11 protein-coding genes and 1 pseudogene are annotated in these 17,391 nt (G+C 59.7%); 6 read left to right on the top strand and 6 right to left on the bottom strand.

Annotated features, from left to right (window positions below):
* Positions 1-39: 39 nt before the first annotated feature.
* From ACM6I0_RS24070 to ACM6I0_RS24060, 3 genes are all read left to right on the top strand, one after another.
* Positions 40-408 carry a DUF6124 family protein gene (locus ACM6I0_RS24070; RefSeq protein ID WP_414923462.1) on the top strand — a complete coding sequence of 123 codons (369 nt, stop codon included), beginning with the start codon at positions 40-42 and terminating at the stop codon, positions 406-408.
* A gap of 469 nt (positions 409-877) precedes the next feature.
* A complete protein-coding gene (locus ACM6I0_RS24065) occupies positions 878-1,990 on the top strand; it encodes a hypothetical protein (protein WP_414923461.1) in 1,113 nt (370 codons plus the stop codon).
* 34 nt (positions 1,991-2,024) lie between these two features.
* The gene (locus tag ACM6I0_RS24060) at positions 2,025-4,958 is read left to right on the top strand and encodes a hypothetical protein (protein ID WP_414923460.1); all 2,934 of its coding nucleotides are present in this window, start codon (positions 2,025-2,027) and stop codon (positions 4,956-4,958) included.
* Positions 4,959-5,026: 68 nt separating this feature from the next.
* Here ACM6I0_RS24060 and ACM6I0_RS24055 read toward each other — a convergent pair whose 3' ends face one another.
* Positions 5,027-6,046 (bottom strand): alpha/beta fold hydrolase, encoded by a 1,020-nt coding sequence (locus ACM6I0_RS24055; protein ID WP_414923459.1) that lies wholly within the window; start codon positions 6,044-6,046, stop codon positions 5,027-5,029.
* A 258-nt stretch (positions 6,047-6,304) separates the two neighbouring features.
* On the bottom strand, positions 6,305-8,617 hold the full coding sequence (metE, locus tag ACM6I0_RS24050) for a 5-methyltetrahydropteroyltriglutamate--homocysteine S-methyltransferase (RefSeq protein ID WP_285429482.1): 2,313 nt from the start codon (positions 8,615-8,617) through the stop codon (positions 6,305-6,307).
* Between the two features lie 119 nt (positions 8,618-8,736).
* Here metE and metR point away from each other — a divergent pair, with 119 nt between their 5' ends.
* Positions 8,737-9,654 carry a transcriptional regulator MetR gene (gene metR, locus ACM6I0_RS24045; RefSeq protein WP_008155262.1) on the top strand — a complete coding sequence of 306 codons (918 nt, stop codon included), beginning with the start codon at positions 8,737-8,739 and terminating at the stop codon, positions 9,652-9,654.
* A gap of 131 nt (positions 9,655-9,785) precedes the next feature.
* Here metR and ACM6I0_RS24040 read toward each other — a convergent pair.
* The 4 genes and pseudogenes from ACM6I0_RS24040 to ACM6I0_RS24025 form a co-directional block, all read right to left on the bottom strand.
* Positions 9,786-10,283, bottom strand: a pseudogene (locus ACM6I0_RS24040) (GNAT family N-acetyltransferase).
* Positions 10,284-10,285: 2 nt separating this feature from the next.
* A complete protein-coding gene (locus tag ACM6I0_RS24035; protein ID WP_285429481.1) occupies positions 10,286-10,924 on the bottom strand; it encodes a LysE family translocator in 639 nt (212 codons plus the stop codon).
* Positions 10,925-10,949: 25 nt separating this feature from the next.
* Positions 10,950-11,384 (bottom strand): NUDIX hydrolase, encoded by a 435-nt coding sequence (locus tag ACM6I0_RS24030; protein ID WP_285429480.1) that lies wholly within the window; start codon positions 11,382-11,384, stop codon positions 10,950-10,952.
* A 190-nt stretch (positions 11,385-11,574) separates the two neighbouring features.
* On the bottom strand, positions 11,575-12,954 hold the full coding sequence (locus ACM6I0_RS24025) for an HD domain-containing phosphohydrolase (protein ID WP_414923458.1): 1,380 nt from the start codon (positions 12,952-12,954) through the stop codon (positions 11,575-11,577).
* 264 nt (positions 12,955-13,218) lie between these two features.
* Here ACM6I0_RS24025 and ACM6I0_RS24020 point away from each other — a divergent pair, with 264 nt between their 5' ends.
* Positions 13,219-15,516, top strand: coding sequence for an EAL domain-containing protein (locus ACM6I0_RS24020; protein WP_414923457.1), 2,298 nt, complete (start codon positions 13,219-13,221; stop codon positions 15,514-15,516).
* The gene (locus tag ACM6I0_RS24015) at positions 15,513-17,387 is read left to right on the top strand and encodes an EAL domain-containing protein (RefSeq protein ID WP_414923456.1); all 1,875 of its coding nucleotides are present in this window, start codon (positions 15,513-15,515) and stop codon (positions 17,385-17,387) included. The genes ACM6I0_RS24020 and ACM6I0_RS24015 overlap by 4 nt, the downstream gene beginning before the upstream one ends.
* Positions 17,388-17,391: the final 4 nt, after the last annotated feature.

The raw sequence follows: 17,391 nt of genomic DNA, 5'->3' as shown, positions 1-17,391 counted from the left end.
GAGACAGGTTGCAGCTCTACTAACAGGAGTACCAATCCAATGTTCAAGCCAACGCCGAACCCACCGGAAGCCGACGACGTTTCCCCCTACGAATCCACCGATCCCAAAAAGCTCAACGAAGCCGCCGACCGCGCCCTCGATTACTACCTCAAACCGGTCATCCCCCAAACCATCCCACGCAAACCCAGCACCATTTTCCTGATCGCCCCCGACATCGATAACGAAACCCTGCTGGCCAACGCCTGCGAGTCGCTGGCCTCGGCAAGCGTGATGCTGAGTGATTTTGCGGGGCTGGTCGAAGGCACGCACCGCAACACCCTGCTCGGCATTCAGCAATCGGTCATGCTGGGTGAACTGGCGGTGAACCGCCTGCTGGATAATCTCGATCCACCGGGTTGCACCGTCTAACTGACGGGTAAGATTTCACTCACACCAAAAACCAACTGTGGGAGCGGGCTTGCCCGCGATGGCAATGTACCAGTCGATATAGCCATTGACTGATACACCGCCATCGCGGGCGAGCCCGCTCCCACAGTGTTGGATTGGGGGTTACAGGAGATTCGGGCTCGGCACCGGATCAATCTGCGCCCAATGTGCGCGCCTACCCCATGGAATGGCTCAACGTGCAGCGCATTCATCAGGCCTGGTGCGTCGTCCGCCAAATGGGCAGACCGCAGCGATGCTGCATTTCCAGCACCATCAAGCTCAATGACTCAATGGGCTCGATTCCCTTTCGGCCTGTTTAGCACCGTTCGTCTAAAACCAGTGTTTGCCTGTCAGTTCTGACAGTAGCCACTCTCTCCTCCAAAGCCCTTAATTGGCCACTCCTACGTCCCGAGTCACGGGACAACTAACCACTGCGCCGCGAGAGGACATCATGAGTATCGACGAACTACTGGTGGAGAACAGCCCGGCCCGGTTTGCTACCTCGACGGTAGGCGAAAGCAGAATTGATATACCCGCAGCTCTCACCGTAATCGACGGAGCAGATGTCGGTATCAACCGAGCGCTGGCCCGAGGCAACATCAACGGCATGGCGATCGTTATTCCCCCCACAAAAGTCTTTGTCGGTGACCGGGTGGAAGTGTTCATTCGCTCCCCGGCCTCGTCCGTCCTGCCGATCACCTGGTTCACAGTGCCAAGTGACTATAACGGCAGGCCGCTCTTGAGAAGAATTCAGGTCAATGACATTCCTGAGGGTTTCAGTACCTGGTTCTACCGAATCAATCGCGTGGAGTCGGGGCCTCTCAAGGTGTTCGTCAAAACCGAACTGCCCGGGGGGATCGACCCACAACCGGAGTACCCGGGCCACAGATTGTTGCGACGCCCCGTCATTAATCCGCCTGTCATCGACGGTACAGAGGACGTCACTGTCACCGTGCTGCCCTGGCAAGGCATGCGCCACAACGATACCGTGACGCTTCAATATGTCGGCTGGCGCATCGAACACCGGGTTTTAAAATCCGAGATAGGTCGCTCGGTCGAACTCACGATTTCCAAAGAGATGATCGAGGCCGACGGCAGTGGCCAGGCCTTGCTTCAGTACTGGATAGCAGACGAGGTCGGCAACATGGCCTCTGACCATTCCATCGGGTTGATGGTCGACATTCAGGACGCCAATCACGCACATCGCCTGCCCGCCCCGCACGTCTGCGGAACAGATCAGGACAACGCCATTTACATGACCGCGCTAGGGGCCAACTCCGTCAGCGTGAAAGTCGCAACCCCGGCCTCGGTCTTTGCCGACGCTGATGTGGTGGAGCTCAACTGGCGAGGCGAGCCTCGTGCCGGTCTGATCCAGTTGCACACTGATTCCCTGACCGTCGGCTCGCAGGAAGCGCTGACATTCGAGGTGCCGAACGCCGTGGCCCAGCGCCTGGCCGGTGGTTTTGCCAACGTGGCGTATACACAAGTCACCGCCAGCGGCGAGCGCCGAGTATCGAAATACGTCCAGCTGTTCATGGTCGGCAACACTCGCCGAATCGATTGAATCCCATTACCCACTTCTTCACAGGTCGTCCGCCATGAACACGTTTAGCACACCCGGCCCCCTCGTCGAAGCACAGCAAATTGACTTGCTTGCATCGCTGCCAAAACCCGGCGACGTCAGAGTCAATCGCATCAATCCGCTCTGGATATCCGGATTGATCAACAACCTGCCAGCGGATGAGGGTGACGTCTATGGTATCAATCGACTCGCGTTCCTGGACGAAAAAGGCCAGCCAACAGAGCTGAATACGGCGATCGATCCGTGGCTCAACATGTCACAAGGCGATGAATGGATTATTGAAGCGACCTACTCGCAGGGGAACCCAATCACGCTTGCCAGTGACACTGTCAGCGCCACTCAGGTGGATAATCGACTGTTCCCTACCATCAAACAGGATCAGTTGCCCGACGGCGTGTGCGAGCTGCTTGTCGGCGTACGCAGAATCAGCAATGCCGGGGGTGAATACGAACGCTCAGCGCCATTGACGGTACTGATCAAAACCACCCTGCCCGGCGGCCCGGATACAGACCTGACGGAGCCTTACCATCAAGGCCTGCAACCCATCGAGGTGGAACAGGACGTCCTGGACAACGGCCTTACCAAGGACTATCTGGACGACAACGGCGGGCTGCCTGTCACCATCCCTGCCTACGAGAACATGCGCAAGAACTCCACCATTTATATCGTGTGGGGAAGCAGAGATACGGAATTCAAACTACCTCTGGTTACTGCCACCCAGGTTGGCAAGCCCATTAAATATACGATTCCTGCAAGCGCCCTCAAAAACCTTCCCCCCATAAATCCTTTGCTGCTCACTTATCGCCTCAAGGATGTGGTGGACAATCACAGCTCGGCCGATGCGCCTCCGGTGTTCTTCCTGTTCGATCCTGCTCTTGTACTGCTCGAACCTCCGATTATCGACAAGGCGGACGGCGAACAACAACTCGACCTCGATGCACTACTGGGTGAAGACGTACAAACCGATATTTTCTCGTCGAAGGTCAGTTTTGTCCCGGGGGATGTGGTGGCTCTGAGCTGGCGGGGAGTCAGCGCTGGTGGCCGCCAGGTCCCCGTGGATATGACATGGGAACCCGAAGCGTCGACCCGTTCTCACACGTTCATGATTCCCTATTACCCGGTCCATCTGATTGCTCGGGGTTTCGTCAAAGTCGACTACAGACTGACCCAAGCCACCACGCCCGCCAGCCCTCGCTATTCACGCACGACCTACGCCAAAATGATTGGCATGCCCCTGAAGCTGGCGGCACCTGAGGTGCGTGAAGACGCCGGTGGCTCCATTGCAGTGGACACCGATCCGGCCCACGTGATCGTGAAAAGCCAGCCGGGCGCCATCGTCCTCGACGACATCATTTACGTTGACTGGTACGTCATGATTCCCGACCCAGACAATCCTGGTCAGGAAATCGTGGGGAGTTACTACCCGACGTCCAGCCCTGTCAGCGAGGAGATGGTGGACCGGGACGTCTCGTTCACTATTCCCAAGGACCATATTCAAGATTGGCACGGGGCCAGAGTGCTGGTCTCCTATACCGTCAGACGCGCTGACACTGAAGACGTGAACTCTGAAATTCTGGTGCTGCAAATTGGCGACATCCTGAGTGAATTACCGCCACCGGTAGTCCACGACGCGAAAGACGACGTGTTGATCCCCGAAGATGTGCCGCAGGGTGCCGGCGTCACCATCGAACCCTATCCCGGCATGCGCGCCCTGCACATCATCAGGCTCTATTTCATCGGGGCCAACCCGCAAGACTCCTGGTCGTCAGTGCCCATAGAGCTGACACCTGAAATGGTAGGCGTGGACCTTACGCGAACCGTGCCCTTCGAGAAGCTGGTGGCCAATCGTAACAACACCGTGGAGCTGGTCTATTCCGTCACCAACCCCTTCACCCATACCCAACAGGTCTCGAAACGGCTGCTATTGAACATTGGGTCACCGATTCCAAACCCTGACATCACGGCAGTCAAAGACGCCAACGGCATCGACATTGCGCGCAACAGCGAGACTTTTGCCACCCGCGCAACACTGACGGGCCCCGCCGGGGTGAGTGTCCCCGTAGAACTTCGCGACCACGGCATGATTGTCGCCACACCAACCTCCACCGACGGGCGCAGCTGGTCATACACCATCACCACCCTGGCACCGGGCTCGCACAGCTTCACCGTGCAGACCCCCGGTACCAATCGGCCCTCCGCTATTTGGGCCTTTACAGTGCAGGAAGCGCAGACACCCACCATTACTTCCGTCACGGCAGGTGGCCGCCTGGTACCCAATAACGGCGCCACTTATTACCAGAACAACATCATTATTCAAGGTGGCGCAACGCCGGGACAGCAGGTCGAGGTCTATGATAACGGCGCCAGTCTCGGGCGCTTCCCGGTCTCTGACAATGGCGGATGGGTAGTGCCTGCGCGAGGGTTTGCGGTGACCAGTCATGTCATCACAGCACGCACGATCGACGGCACTAAACAATCGCTACCGCACACTTTCACCGTCCAGCAAGGATTGCTGGGCGATACTTCGGACTTCAAATACGTGGACTTGCAAGGCTGGGTCTGGGGCGGTGCGGGAAGCGCGCGGGACTTTACATTTTACGTGGGCGCCGGGAGAAACTATTACGCGCTGAACAACTACACCTATACGAACTCATCACACGGTGTGGTGCTGCAAAAATCGTATTCCAACCTGCAACCGGGGGTCAGCTATCGGTACCAGTTTGCCGTAGCCCGAATGGATGGCCATTTTGATTATCCGGTACTTCGCTTGCGGACCAGCACGGGTGCTGCATCGGCGTATCTGACGATAACCTCCTTTAACTTTATTGTTCTTGAGTTGTATTTCATTGCGACCACACCCGAGGTAATCCTCTATCTCGACAGCGGCCAACCCAGTGGCAACGGCAACGATTACGACATGGCATGGGCGGCTGTGAGCAAGATGTCTTAAGCAATAAAACCCCGCTGACCGTTATCCGGCCAGCGGGGTTTATTGTCCGGAAGTCGTTTGGGTACGGGCTAGAGCAGGTTCGGCGCCACCACCGGATCAATCTGCGCCCAATGCGACCTGTCTTCACGGTGCGCCTGCAAATACGGCAACACCGCCGCCAGCAACGGCGCCTTGAACGCTTCCTGGAAGCGATGCGCCAACCCCGGAATCAGCTTCAACTGACTGCCGCGGATATGCGCCGCCAGGTGCACGCCATGCATCACCGGCAACAAAGGATCGGCCGTACCGTGCACCACCAGTGTCGGCACTCGCAGTTGGTTGAGCAGTTCCACGCGGCTGCGCTCGGCGAGGATTGCCATGATCTGGCGCTTCACGCCTTCGGGGTTGAACGCCCGGTCATAAGACAGCGCCGCCTGATGCAGCAACACTTGGCGATCATCACTCACTGACGGACTGCCCAGCGCCGCCAGCAAATCGGCCTGCTGTTCCAGCGCCACTTCACGACTCGGCGCGCTTCGGCGGGCGAGCAACTGCAACAGCGCCGCACTCGGCGCCGGCAAGCCTTCGGCTCCGGAACTGGTCATGATCAGGGTCAGGCTCTCGACCCGTTGCGGCGCCATCGCCGCCATGTGCTGGGCAATCATCCCGCCCATGCTCGCGCCCAACACGTGGAATTGATCGACGTGCAATGCGTCCATCAGGCCAAAGGCATCGTCCGCCATGTCTGTCAGGGTGTAAGGCGCCGACACCGGCAACCCGAGTTTGTAGCGCAGCACTTCAAAGGTCAGGTTGGCGTCCGCAGGCGCTTGCCGCCAGGTGGAGAGGCCGACATCGCGATTGTCATAACGAATCACCCGAAAACCCTGCTGACACAACGCGACCACCACCTCGTCCGGCCAGTGAATCAACTGCCCACCCAGGCCCATCACCAGCAATAACGCAGGGTCGGAAGCACGGCCGATGCTCTGGTACGCCAGGCTCACCTGCGCCAGATCGGCATGTTCGGTTGGAACATTGACGTCGCAACGAGACGCCGCCAAAGACGGCAGGCCAAACAACAGAGCGGCCAGAAAAATGAATACACGCATGAAAAAACACCAAAACGCAGAACCCCAGTAGAGCGCGAGTCTGATGAAGTTTGATCAAGCGCGCTGCCACAGTTACGTGACAGTTTGATGAAGATTGCCGAGTGGTCATCTCCGGACAGAAGATCGTTCACACGCTCTGCGTGGGAATGCAGCCCGTGACGCTCCGCGTCACTGGACGCGGAGCGTCCCTTGAGGCATTCCCACGCAGAGCGTGGGAACGATCAAAATGTGGGAGCGAGCCTGCTCGCGATGGCGTCCTTAGGCCAACTGACTACGCAACTGCCGCGCCGCCGCCACCATGTTCACCAACGCCGCCTCAGTCTCCGGCCACGCCCGGGTTTTCAACCCGCAATCCGGATTCACCCACAACCGCTCTGCCGGAATCCGCTTCACCGCTTTGCTCATCAACTTGACCATCTCGGCAGTGTCCGGCACCCGTGGCGAGTGGATGTCATAAACCCCAGGGCCGATGTCGTTCGGGTAGTCGAAGGCTTCGAACGCCTCCAGCAGTTCCATGTCCGAGCGTGAGGTTTCGATGGTGATGACGTCAGCGTCCATCGCCGCGATGGCTTCGATCACGTCATTGAATTCGCTGTAGCACATGTGGGTGTGGATCTGGGTTTCATCGCGCACACCCGAGGCGCTCAGGCGGAATGCTTCCACCGCCCAATCGAGGTATTCCTGCCATTGCGCCCGGCGCAGCGGCAAGCCTTCGCGGAAGGCGGCTTCGTCGATTTGCACAATTTTGATGCCGGCGGCTTCCAGGTCGACCACTTCGTCACGCAGGGCCAATGCCAACTGCTGCGCCTGGATTTTGCGCGACACGTCTTCGCGCGGGAATGACCACATCAGCATGGTCACGGGACCGGTGAGCATGCCTTTCATGACCTTGTCGGTGAGGCTTTGCGCGTAGGTGATCCAGTCGACGGTCATGGCGTTCGGACGGCTCAGGTCGCCGTAGATGATCGCCGGTTTGACGCAGCGCGAACCGTAGCTCTGGACCCAGCCGAAACGGGTGAACAGGTAGCCGTCCAGTTGCTCGGCGAAGTATTCGACCATGTCGTTGCGTTCGGCTTCACCGTGCACCAGCACGTCCAGGCCCAGGCGTTCCTGGATTTGCACGGCGTGGCGGATTTCGCTGTGCATGGCGTCGGTGTAATCGTTGGCCGACAACTTGCCTTGCTTGAAGGCCTGACGCGCCAGGCGAATCGAACCGGTTTGCGGGAACGAGCCGATAGTGGTGGTCGGGAACGCCGGCAGTTGCAAGCGCGCCTGTTGCTGCGTAATGCGTTTGGCAAACGGCGACTGGCGCTGGCTGTCCGCTGCGCCAATGGCGTTGAGGCGTGCCTGGACGTCGGCTTTGTGGATACGCGGCGACTCGGCACGGCTGGCTGCAATGGCACGGCTTTGCGCGAGTGCGGCTTGCACCTTGGGCGACTGCGGATCGTTGAGGGCATCGCGCAGCACGGCGATTTCACCGCACTTTTGCACGGCGAAGGCCAGCCAGGATTTCAGCTCAGGGTCGAGTTTGTCTTCGCGTTCCAGGTCCACCGGGCTGTGCAGCAGCGAGCAGGAGCTGCTGACCCACAGGTTGTCGCCGAAGCGCTCCTGGGCGAATTGCAGTTGTGACAGGACTTGCTCCAGCTCGCAGCGCCAGACGTTGCGGCCGTTCACCAGCCCGACCGAAAGAATCTTGTAGGTCGGCAGACGATCCAGCACCTGGCCGAGTTGATCCGGCGCACGCACGGCGTCGATGTGCAGGCCTTGCACCGGCAGGCCAACGGCCAGCCCGAGGTTGTCTTCCAGGCCACTGAAGTAGGTCGCCACAAGCTTCTTCAGTGGCGAGTACTGGAGGATGTGATAGGCGCGTTCGAAGGCGTTTTTCCAGGCTTGCGGCAGGTCGAGGGTCAGGATCGGTTCGTCGATCTGCACCCATTCCACGCCTTGCGCGGCGAGGCGACCGAGGATTTCGTTGTAGACCGGCAGCAGACGTTCGAGCAATTCGAGCTTGTCGAAGTCGTTGCCCTTGGCTTTGCCCAACCACAGGTAAGTCAGCGGGCCAATGATCACCGGTTTGACGTTGTGACCCAGCGCTTTGGCCTCGTCGACTTCGTCGAACAGCTGTTCCCAGCTCAGTTTGAATTGTTGATCAGCGCTGAATTCCGGGACCAGGTAGTGGTAGTTGGTGTCGAACCACTTGGTCAGCTCCTGGGCGTATTGCGCGGTGCCGTGTTCGCTGCCGCAGCAGGCTGCCGTGGCGCCACGGGCCATGGCGAACAAGGTGTCGAGGGTCGGCAGGCCTTGGGCATCCTTGGCGCTGTCGAAGCGCTCGGGAATCACGCCGAAGGTCAGTGAATGGGTCAGGACCTGGTCGTACCAGGCGAAGTCGCCGACGGGCAGCAGGTCGATGCCGGCGTCTTTCTGCAATTGCCAGTGGCTGGCGCGCAATTGGCGGCCGACGCTGTTCAGCGCGTCCTGGTCCAGATCGCCCTTCCAGTAGGATTCGAGGGCTTTTTTCAATTCGCGGTCCGCGCCGATGCGGGGGAAACCAAGTGTGTGCGCCAGAGCCATGATGAGTTTGTTCCTATAAAGAGGCTGTAAAACATGGCGCTATTGTCGACAGCCAACCCAACATGAGACAAACTCAACCTTTTCGTGTTCATCACAAGTTTTCCTCATGGAGCAATCCGGTGCTTGAAATCCGTCACCTGAAGACCTTGCACGCCTTGCGCGAAGCCGACAGCCTGGTCGACGCCGCCGACCGGCTGCACCTGACGCAGTCAGCCCTGTCCCACCAGTTCAAGGAACTGGAAGAGCGCATGGGCATGCCACTGTTCGTGCGCAAGACCAAACCGGTGCGTTTCACCAGTGCCGGTTTGCGCCTGCTGCAACTGGCCGACGCGACCTTGCCGCTGCTGCGTGGTGCCGAACGTGATATCGCGCGCCTGGCGGGCGGTACGGCGGGACGCTTGCACATGGCGATCGAGTGCCACAGTTGTTTCCAGTGGCTGATGCCGACCATCGACCAGTTCCGCGATGCCTGGCCGGAAGTCGAGCTGGACCTGGCTTCGGGCTTCTCCTTCGCCCCGCTGCCGGCCCTGGCCCGGGGCGATCTGGACCTGGTGGTGACTTCCGATCCGTTGGAACTGGCCGGGATCACCTATGTGCCGTTGTTCACCTATGAAGCGATGCTCGCGGTGGCCAACCAGCACCGTTTGGCGAGCAAGGCTTACATCGTTCCGGAAGACCTGCTCACGGAAACGCTGATCACCTACCCGGTGGAACGCGATCGACTGGACATCTTCACCCGCTTCCTGGAACCCGCCGACATCGAACCGGCGCAGGTCCGCACCTCGGAACTGACGGTGATGATGATGCAATTGGTGGCCAGCGGGCGCGGCGTGTGCGGGATGCCGCATTGGGCGCTGCATGAATACAGCTCACGCGGCTATGTGAAGGCCAAGCGACTGGGCGAGAAGGGATTGTTTGCGACGCTGTATGCGGGGATTCGCGCAGACATGCTGGATGCGCCGTACATGCGCGATTTCTTGCTGACGGCCAAGGACACGTCGTTCTCGACCCTGGACGGGGTCAGCGCCGTCCGCTAGCGCTAGCGATCATTCCCACGCTCCGCGTGGGAATGCCGCCAGGGACGCTCCGCGTTCCGCTTCACGAACTGACGCAGAGCGTCAGAGGATGCATTCCCACGCAGAGCGTGGGAACGATCATTGCGGTGGGTTCAGAGTTCTCGCCACATGTGGATTTTGTCGAAGTAGTCTTCGCCGACGCGCACGGCCATCGGTTCGAGGCCGAACTGAATGAAGCCGCAGCGCTGGTACAAGTTGAACGCCGCCTCATTGCCGGCGGTGACGGTCAGCTGGATCAGCTTCAGGCGTTCATGGTTCTGCGCCTCGGCCAGTGCCGTCTGCACCAGACGATAACCCAAGCCGCGCTGCCGGACTTTGCCGGACACGTACATGCCGAACAGCGTTGCCTTGTGCTAGGCCTTTTGCCGAGGTTCGAAGGCGAGGCCGACGATGCCCACCAGCTTGCCCTCTTCGAACGCCCCGAACACCACCTCCAGCTTGCCGGTCAGGCGCGACTCCCACCAACTCAGCGGCATCGTGGCGCGCTCGCGCACGCTTGAGGTGAACGCCTGCGGGTGCAGGTCGTAGGCTTCAAGCATCAGGGCGCGATAGTCCAGGGCATGGCTGGCATCCAGTCGCTCAATCCACATGGTCAAGCCATCCGCCGCTGCTCAAGCATCAGTCGCACCGCCAGCGCTGACAGGACAAAGCCCATGAAATAGCGTTGCACCGCCAGCCAGGACGGGTTGTTGACGAACCAGGACGCGATGCCCGCCGCAAACATCGCGATCAGCAGATTGACGCTGAAACTGACGCTGATCTGGGTCAGGCCCAGCACGATGCTCTGGGTGAACACCGAACCGTGCTCAGGGGTGATGAATTGCGGAAACACCGACAGGTAAAACACCGCGATCTTCGGGTTCAGCGCACTGGTGAGAAAGCCCATGGTGATCAGTTTGCGCGACGAGTCCGGCGGCAATTGCTGCGCTTCGAACGGCGAACGCGCGCCGGGTTTGATGGCCTGCCAGGCCAGCCACAGCAGGTACAGCGCGCCCGCCCACTTGAGCACTTCATAGGCCATCGGCACGGCCAGAAACACCGCCGTCAAGCCAGCGGCGGCGGCAAACAAATGCACGAAAAATCCCGCGACTACGCCAAGCAACGAGGTCACGCCGGCCTTGCGCCCCTGACAGATCGAGCGGGAAATCAGGTAGATCATGTTCGGCCCCGGCGTCAGTACCATCAACAGTGCGGCGGCAGCGAAAATCAGCAAGTCTTGTAGCGGGATCATGGGGGCAATCCTAGTCCGTGAATGATCAGGTGGTCGCGGTCAGCGAAGCTCGATAAAACGGCAGGATCAGGTCCCGTGTCAATGGCGCCAGTGTGAGATCGCCGTCGGTGGCCGGATCAATCCAGCGCACCTCTTCGATCTCGGCGGCAGGCGACACGTCTGCGTCGATGCTCAGCTGAAAGAGTTCGGCCTGGACCACATAGCCCGGCTCGTTGGCGGCCGGAGCCGAAAACGGTCCCAGATACTGCGCGCGGGCGGGGTCGATGCGCAGGCCCAATTCTTCTTCCAGTTCACGGGCCAGGGCCTGGACCGGTTGCTCATGGGGCTCGATCTTGCCACCGGGTTGCATAAACGCTGCGGTGCCGCGCTTGCGCACCAGCAAAGTGCGACCGTCGGGACCGATCAACAGGGCGGCAGCAATGCGGATGATGCGGGGGGAAGCGGCGGATAAAAGCGTCATGAATGTAAAAGTGCCTGGGATGAAAGGCGTAAAGGATCACATGGGCACGGGTTCTGCGTCACCCCGAAATTCCCCTGCAAAGCACGACAGCGCCCTTTGTGGGAGCGAGCCTGCTCGCGATGAACGATGACGCGGTAAACCTGAAAAAATGCGTCGTCAGCATCGCGAGCAAGCTCGCTCATACAGCGGATCAGTGCTGCGGCTGAGCAGTCTCCAGCGCCCCAAGAGTCACGCCCTCCACTTCCTCCGGCACTTTCACGAAAATGCTGTATTTCGCCCCTTCCATCGCCTCGAAAGCGATCAGCTTCTCTATCAGCGGCCCACTCATCACCTTGCCCGCGTTGAGCAGCAACATGCCGTTATCGGCATTGAGGTTGCGTGCCAGCAGCATGCCAGCAGCCAGGTCCCGGGTGGTCAGCACTTTGACCGTCGGATCGGCCAGCGAGACGTCGCTCAGGTACGCGGCGCAGACCTGAATGAAGTCCTCGACCAGATCCGGGTCATACAGTCGCCCGGCGTACTGTCGGATATAGACCAGCGCTTCATCGCTGTTCATCTGGCGCTCAAGGATCAGTCCGCGCTGCAACTCGATGAAATCCACCGCCAGTTTCAGCCAGCGCGATCCGAGCGGAATCGCCTCGCCCTTGAGCCGGTCGGGGAACCCGCTGCCATCCCAGCGCTCCTGATGGTGAAGGATCAAGCGCGCCGCATCCTTCATCGGGTCGAGGGTCATCAGCAACGATTCGCTTTGCTTCGGATAACCGCGATAGCGCTCGCGATCGGTGTGGTGCAGCAGGTCCGATGGCGCACTTATCATGCTGTCGGTCCAGCTCAGCTTGCCGATGTTGTAGAGCGCTGCGGCCATGGTCAGGTCGCGGGTGCTGCCCTCGTCCACGCCGTGGAGTTTGCAGTACACACGCACCAGTTCAATGATTTGCCGGTTCGTCTGCTTGGCAGGCGGCAAGCGCAGGTTGGCCAGCAACGAGAACACCTCGGTGCCGGTGACATAGCTGTGTTTGAGCTCTTCGTACGCCAGGTCGAGCATGTCGGCGGTCTGCTGCAGCTCGGAAGTACGAGCCGCGACGTGTTTTTCCAGGGTCGCGTTCAAGACCTTCAATTCTTCGTTGCGATGCCACGTCTCGCGTTCCAGGCGCAACCGTTCACGCTCGGAGTGCTGGTAGGCCAGCGACTGTCGCAACGTCAGCAGCAATTCCTCATCGTGCCAGGGTTTGCTGATGTAACGGTCAATCTGGCCTTCGTTGATGGCTTTGACGATCGTTGTCAGGTCGGCGTACCCGGTCAACAAAATGCGCAGCGTATCGGGATAGTGCTGGTGAATGTGCGCCAGCAGCGTCGCACCGTCCATATTGGGCATACGCGCATCGCTCATCACCAGGTCGACGGGCTCGAGCGCCATGATTTCCAGCGCCTGGGCACCGCTGGTGGCCAATAACACTTCGTAGGGCTGGCCGCGTAAAAGTCGACGCAAACTGTTGAGGATCGATTCCTCATCGTCGACCAGTAACACCCTGGGTCTATCGGTGATCGTGGGGGGGAGTTGCTCTTCCATGGCATAACCTCAAGCGAAGCGGGTACATCGTGCGTCAAGTCGCAGCCAAACAATCCCCTTTGGCCACGCCTGAGATACAGGCTAGATGATTTTGCACACTTGTTCTGGAAATGATTCGTTTCAGTCGGGTAGGCGAAGTGCTGTACAGGAGACTATGCTGCATTCACTCGGATCCATTATTTGTAACGCATGGCCACGTGATCAGGGAAAGGATGCCCCTATGAGTACATCACACCGCACTGCATCCGTTCCGGCCGTACGCTTATGAGTACGCTGCTGGCGCGAACCAATCGTCGGATTCTCATCGTCGACGACACCGCTTCGATCCATGCGGACTTCATCAAGATCCTCAGTCCGCCATCAATCGATGACGAAGACCTGACCAACGCCGAAAAAGCCCTGTTCGGGATGCAAGCGACGGCAGTACTGCAAAGCTTCGTGCTCGATTCGGCGTTTCAGGGCCTTGAAGCCCTGCGCAAGGTCGAGCAAGCACTGGCCAACGACCTGCCCTACGCGCTGGCGTTCATCGACATGCGCATGCCGCCGGGCTGGGACGGTCTGGAAACCATTGAACGGTTGTGGCAGGTCGATCCCAAGCTGCAAGTGGCCCTGTGCACCGCCTATTCCGACTATTCCTGGGAAGACATCGATGAACGCCTGGAGCTGGGCGATCGGTTGCTGATTCTGAAAAAACCCTTCGACGCCATTGAAATCCGTCAGATAGCCAGTGCCCTGACCGCCAAATGGCAGATGACCGAAGACGCGGCGCTGAAGATGTCGTTGCTGGAGCAGGCGGTCGAGGAACGCACCCGGGAGCTGTCCGATGCCAACATCATCGTGCAGAACAGCCCGACCATCTTGTATCGCCTGCGCGGCGAACCCTCGTTTCCGCTGATGTACATCTCCCACAACATCACCAAGTACGGTCACGTCGCGGCGAACCTGGTCGCCTCGGCCAACTGGGCCCGGGAGCTGATTCATCCCGACGATCAACCGAAAGTCGACACGGCGATGGCTCGAGTGCTGGACCGTCACGCGGCGGGAGCCTCCATCGAGTTCCGCATGCGCACCGGCGACGGTGCCTGGCGCTGGGTGGAGAACCGCTATATCCCGGTGCGCGACGATGAAGGACGCTTGCTGGAAGTCGAAGGCATCATCATCGACGTCACCGAGCGCAAAGTCGCCGAAGAGAAAATCGCCTTGCTGGCCCGCACCGACGGACTGACCGGGCTGGCCAACCGGGCCACCCTGATCGAGCGCTTGCACCAGGCGTTCGCCGCCGCCCGTCGGGGGGCCACACCGTTCGCGATGTTCTACCTGGACCTGGATCACTTCAAACGGATCAACGACACCCTCGGTCATCCGGTGGGCGACCTGTTGCTGCAAGAGGTGTCCCGACGCATCAAGGCCTGCGTGCGGGAAAACGATGTGGTCGCGCGCCTCGGCGGCGACGAGTTCGCCATCCTGCAACTGGACGTCAGCGACCCGACTCATTCCGCGGCGCTGGCCGCCAAGGTCCGCGATGCCCTGGTGCTGCCCTACTTGCTCGCCAGCAACGACGTGCGCGTTTCCGTGAGCATCGGCATCAGCAGCTACTCGCCGCTCATTACCAGTGCCGACGGTCTGCTAAGCCAGGCTGACATGGCGCTCTACCGCTCCAAGGAACAAGGCCGAAACCAGTACCACTTCTATTCCGAGGAGATCAATCAGGAGGTGGTCGAACGCATGACCATCGCCAGCGACTTGAAAGACGCCATCAAGCATGAAGAGCTAGAGCTCAATTACTGGCCCGAAGTGGAACTGAGCAGCGGCAAAATCCTCGGCATGGAAGCCCAGGTCATCTGGAATCACCCCGAACGCGGCTTGCTGGAAGGACCGGCGTTCTTGCCGGCGGCGGAAAAAACCGGCGCCATTATCGCCCTCGGTCACTGGGTACTGGATCGCGCCTGCCAGCAAATGCGCCAGTGGCGCGATGAAGGCATGGCGCCGCCGGTCATTGCCATCAAGCTGTCACTGGCCCAGCTCAAGAGTGGTCCCGAGCTGATCTATGACGTACTGCGCACCACCGCGCGCTATGAACTGTGCCCCTGGGACCTGCGTTTCGATGTCACCGAAGCGACCCTGGCCCAGACCAAGTGGACCCACAACGACGTGCTGCCGCGCCTGCGTGAGCTGGGGGTGAAGATCGCCATCGACGACTTCGGCACCGAATATTCCTCGTTCGACTACCTCAAGACTTACCAGGTCAATCACCTGAAACTCGCCCAGGAGTTTATCGACACCGCGGCCCGGGATCCGGCTTGCGCCAACACATTGCGCGCCATCATCAATTTCGCTCGAGAAGTAGGGATCGGAATCATTGCTGAAGGTGTCGAAACCCAGGAACAGCGTAGTTCGCTGATGGCCACAGGCTCGCCAATGAACGCACAGGGTTACTTCTTCAGCAAAGCGGTCAGCAGCCAACAAGCCGCTCGCTTGCTCAAAGCCGGCAGCATCATGCCCGCCAGCTTTCAAACCGGACCGATCCGGGACAACCCACACTCCACGGAGGACAAGGGATGAAAACGTCCTCCGTGCAGACCAACCGGCGCATCCTGATCATCGATGACACGCCCTCGATCCATCAGGACTTTCGCAAAATCCTCGGTCCCGACACCGAAGACGAGCAGTCCCTGGCCGGCACTGAAGAAACGCTGTTCGGCACGCCCAAGTCTGACCGGCTGACGTTCCAGCTCGACTCGGCCTATCAGGGCCAGGAAGCGCTCGAACTGGTCAAGCGCGCCCAGGCCGAGGGTCGCCCCTACGCGATGGCCTTCACCGACATGCGCATGCCGCCGGGTTGGGACGGCCTGGAAACCGTCGAACAACTCTGGAAGGTCGACCCGCATCTGCAAATCGCCCTGTGCACGGCCTTTTCGGATTACAGCTGGGAAGAAATGGCCGAACGACTCGAGTACGGCGACCAGTTGCTGGTGTTGAAAAAACCCTTCGACAGTGTGGAAATCCGCCAGATGGCCAGCGCCCTGACCTGGAAATGGCAGATGACCCAGGACGCCGAGACGAAAGTGCAAAGCCTGGAGCAGACCATCGAGGCACGCGTCCACGAACTGCTCAAGGTGTCTCACCTGCTGCAATACGACGTGTTGACCGAGCTGCCCAACAGCACACTGCTCGGTGATCGGCTGAACCAGTCCCTGGCATTGTCCCGCCGCCATGACAAGCAATTGGCGGTGATGTTTGTGGGCCTTGACCGCTTCAAGCGCATCAACAATGCATTGGGGCACCCGGCCGGTGACGAAATGCTCAAACGGGTCGGGCAGAACCTGGTGGCTACGGTGCGCGAGTCCGACTCGGTGTTTCGCTATGGCTCTGACGAGTTCGTGGTGATCCTGGCCGATATCCGCCACCCGCAACAAACCAAAGGCATCGCCGAAAAAATCCTGAGCGCCATTCGCGCTCCCCAGCACATCGCCGGCCATGACCTGAGCGTGACCGCCAGCCTGGGCATCAGCATTTATCCCGATGACGGCTTCGATGCCATCGCGCTGATCAAGAAAGCCGAAACCGCGATGCGCAATATCAAGGAAATCGGCCCGAACGACTTCAGCTTCTTCCTCGACGAAATGAACCAGCGCGCCCGGGATCAACAAAGCATCGAAACAGGGATTCGCCTGGCACTGGAGCGCGACGAATTTGTGCTGCATTACCAGCCCAAGCTCGACCTCGGCACGGGTCAGGTGGTGGGTGCCGAAGCCTTAATCCGCTGGCTCAAACCCGGGCATGGCCTGGTTTACCCGACTGACTTCATCGGTGTCGCCGAAGACAGCGGCCTGATCGTGCCGTTGAGCAAATGGGTACTGGCCCAGGCCTGTCGTCAAGCCTGCGCCTGGCAGGCCGCGGGCCTGCCCAAGCTGTGCATGTCGGTGAACGTATCGGCCATCGATTTTCGCCAGCGAGGTTTCGTCGAAGGCATTGAACAAGTCCTTGAACAAACCGGCCTGGACCCTTCATTGCTGGAACTGGAAATCACCGAAGGGGTGTTGATGCAGAACGTCGATGCCACCGTCTCCGCCCTGAACCGCATAAAAGACTTGGGTGTGCGGCTGGCCATCGACGACTTCGGCACCGGTTATTCCAGCCTGAGTTACCTGCGACGGTTCCCCATCAACGTGCTGAAAATCGACCAGTCGTTCATTCGCGGCCTGACCCGCGACAGCAGCGATGCGGCATTGGTCAGCGCGATCATCAGCCTGGGCAAAAGCCTCAAGCTGACCATCATCGCCGAAGGGGTGGAAACCCTCGAACAACTGGATTTTCTAAAGGCTCATCAATGCGAGGAAGGCCAGGGTTATTACTTCAGCAAAGCCGTCGAGCCGGACGCCTTTGTGCAGTACATGACGTCGGTGAAGTCTCCCCCGTTCGCAGCCACCTGACCGA

Source organism: Pseudomonas sp. IT-P294 (genome assembly GCF_949767865.1).
GTDB lineage: Bacteria > Pseudomonadota > Gammaproteobacteria > Pseudomonadales > Pseudomonadaceae > Aquipseudomonas.
The sequence above is the reverse complement of the archived record's forward strand: the minus strand, read 5'-3'. Positions and strand labels throughout refer to the sequence as shown.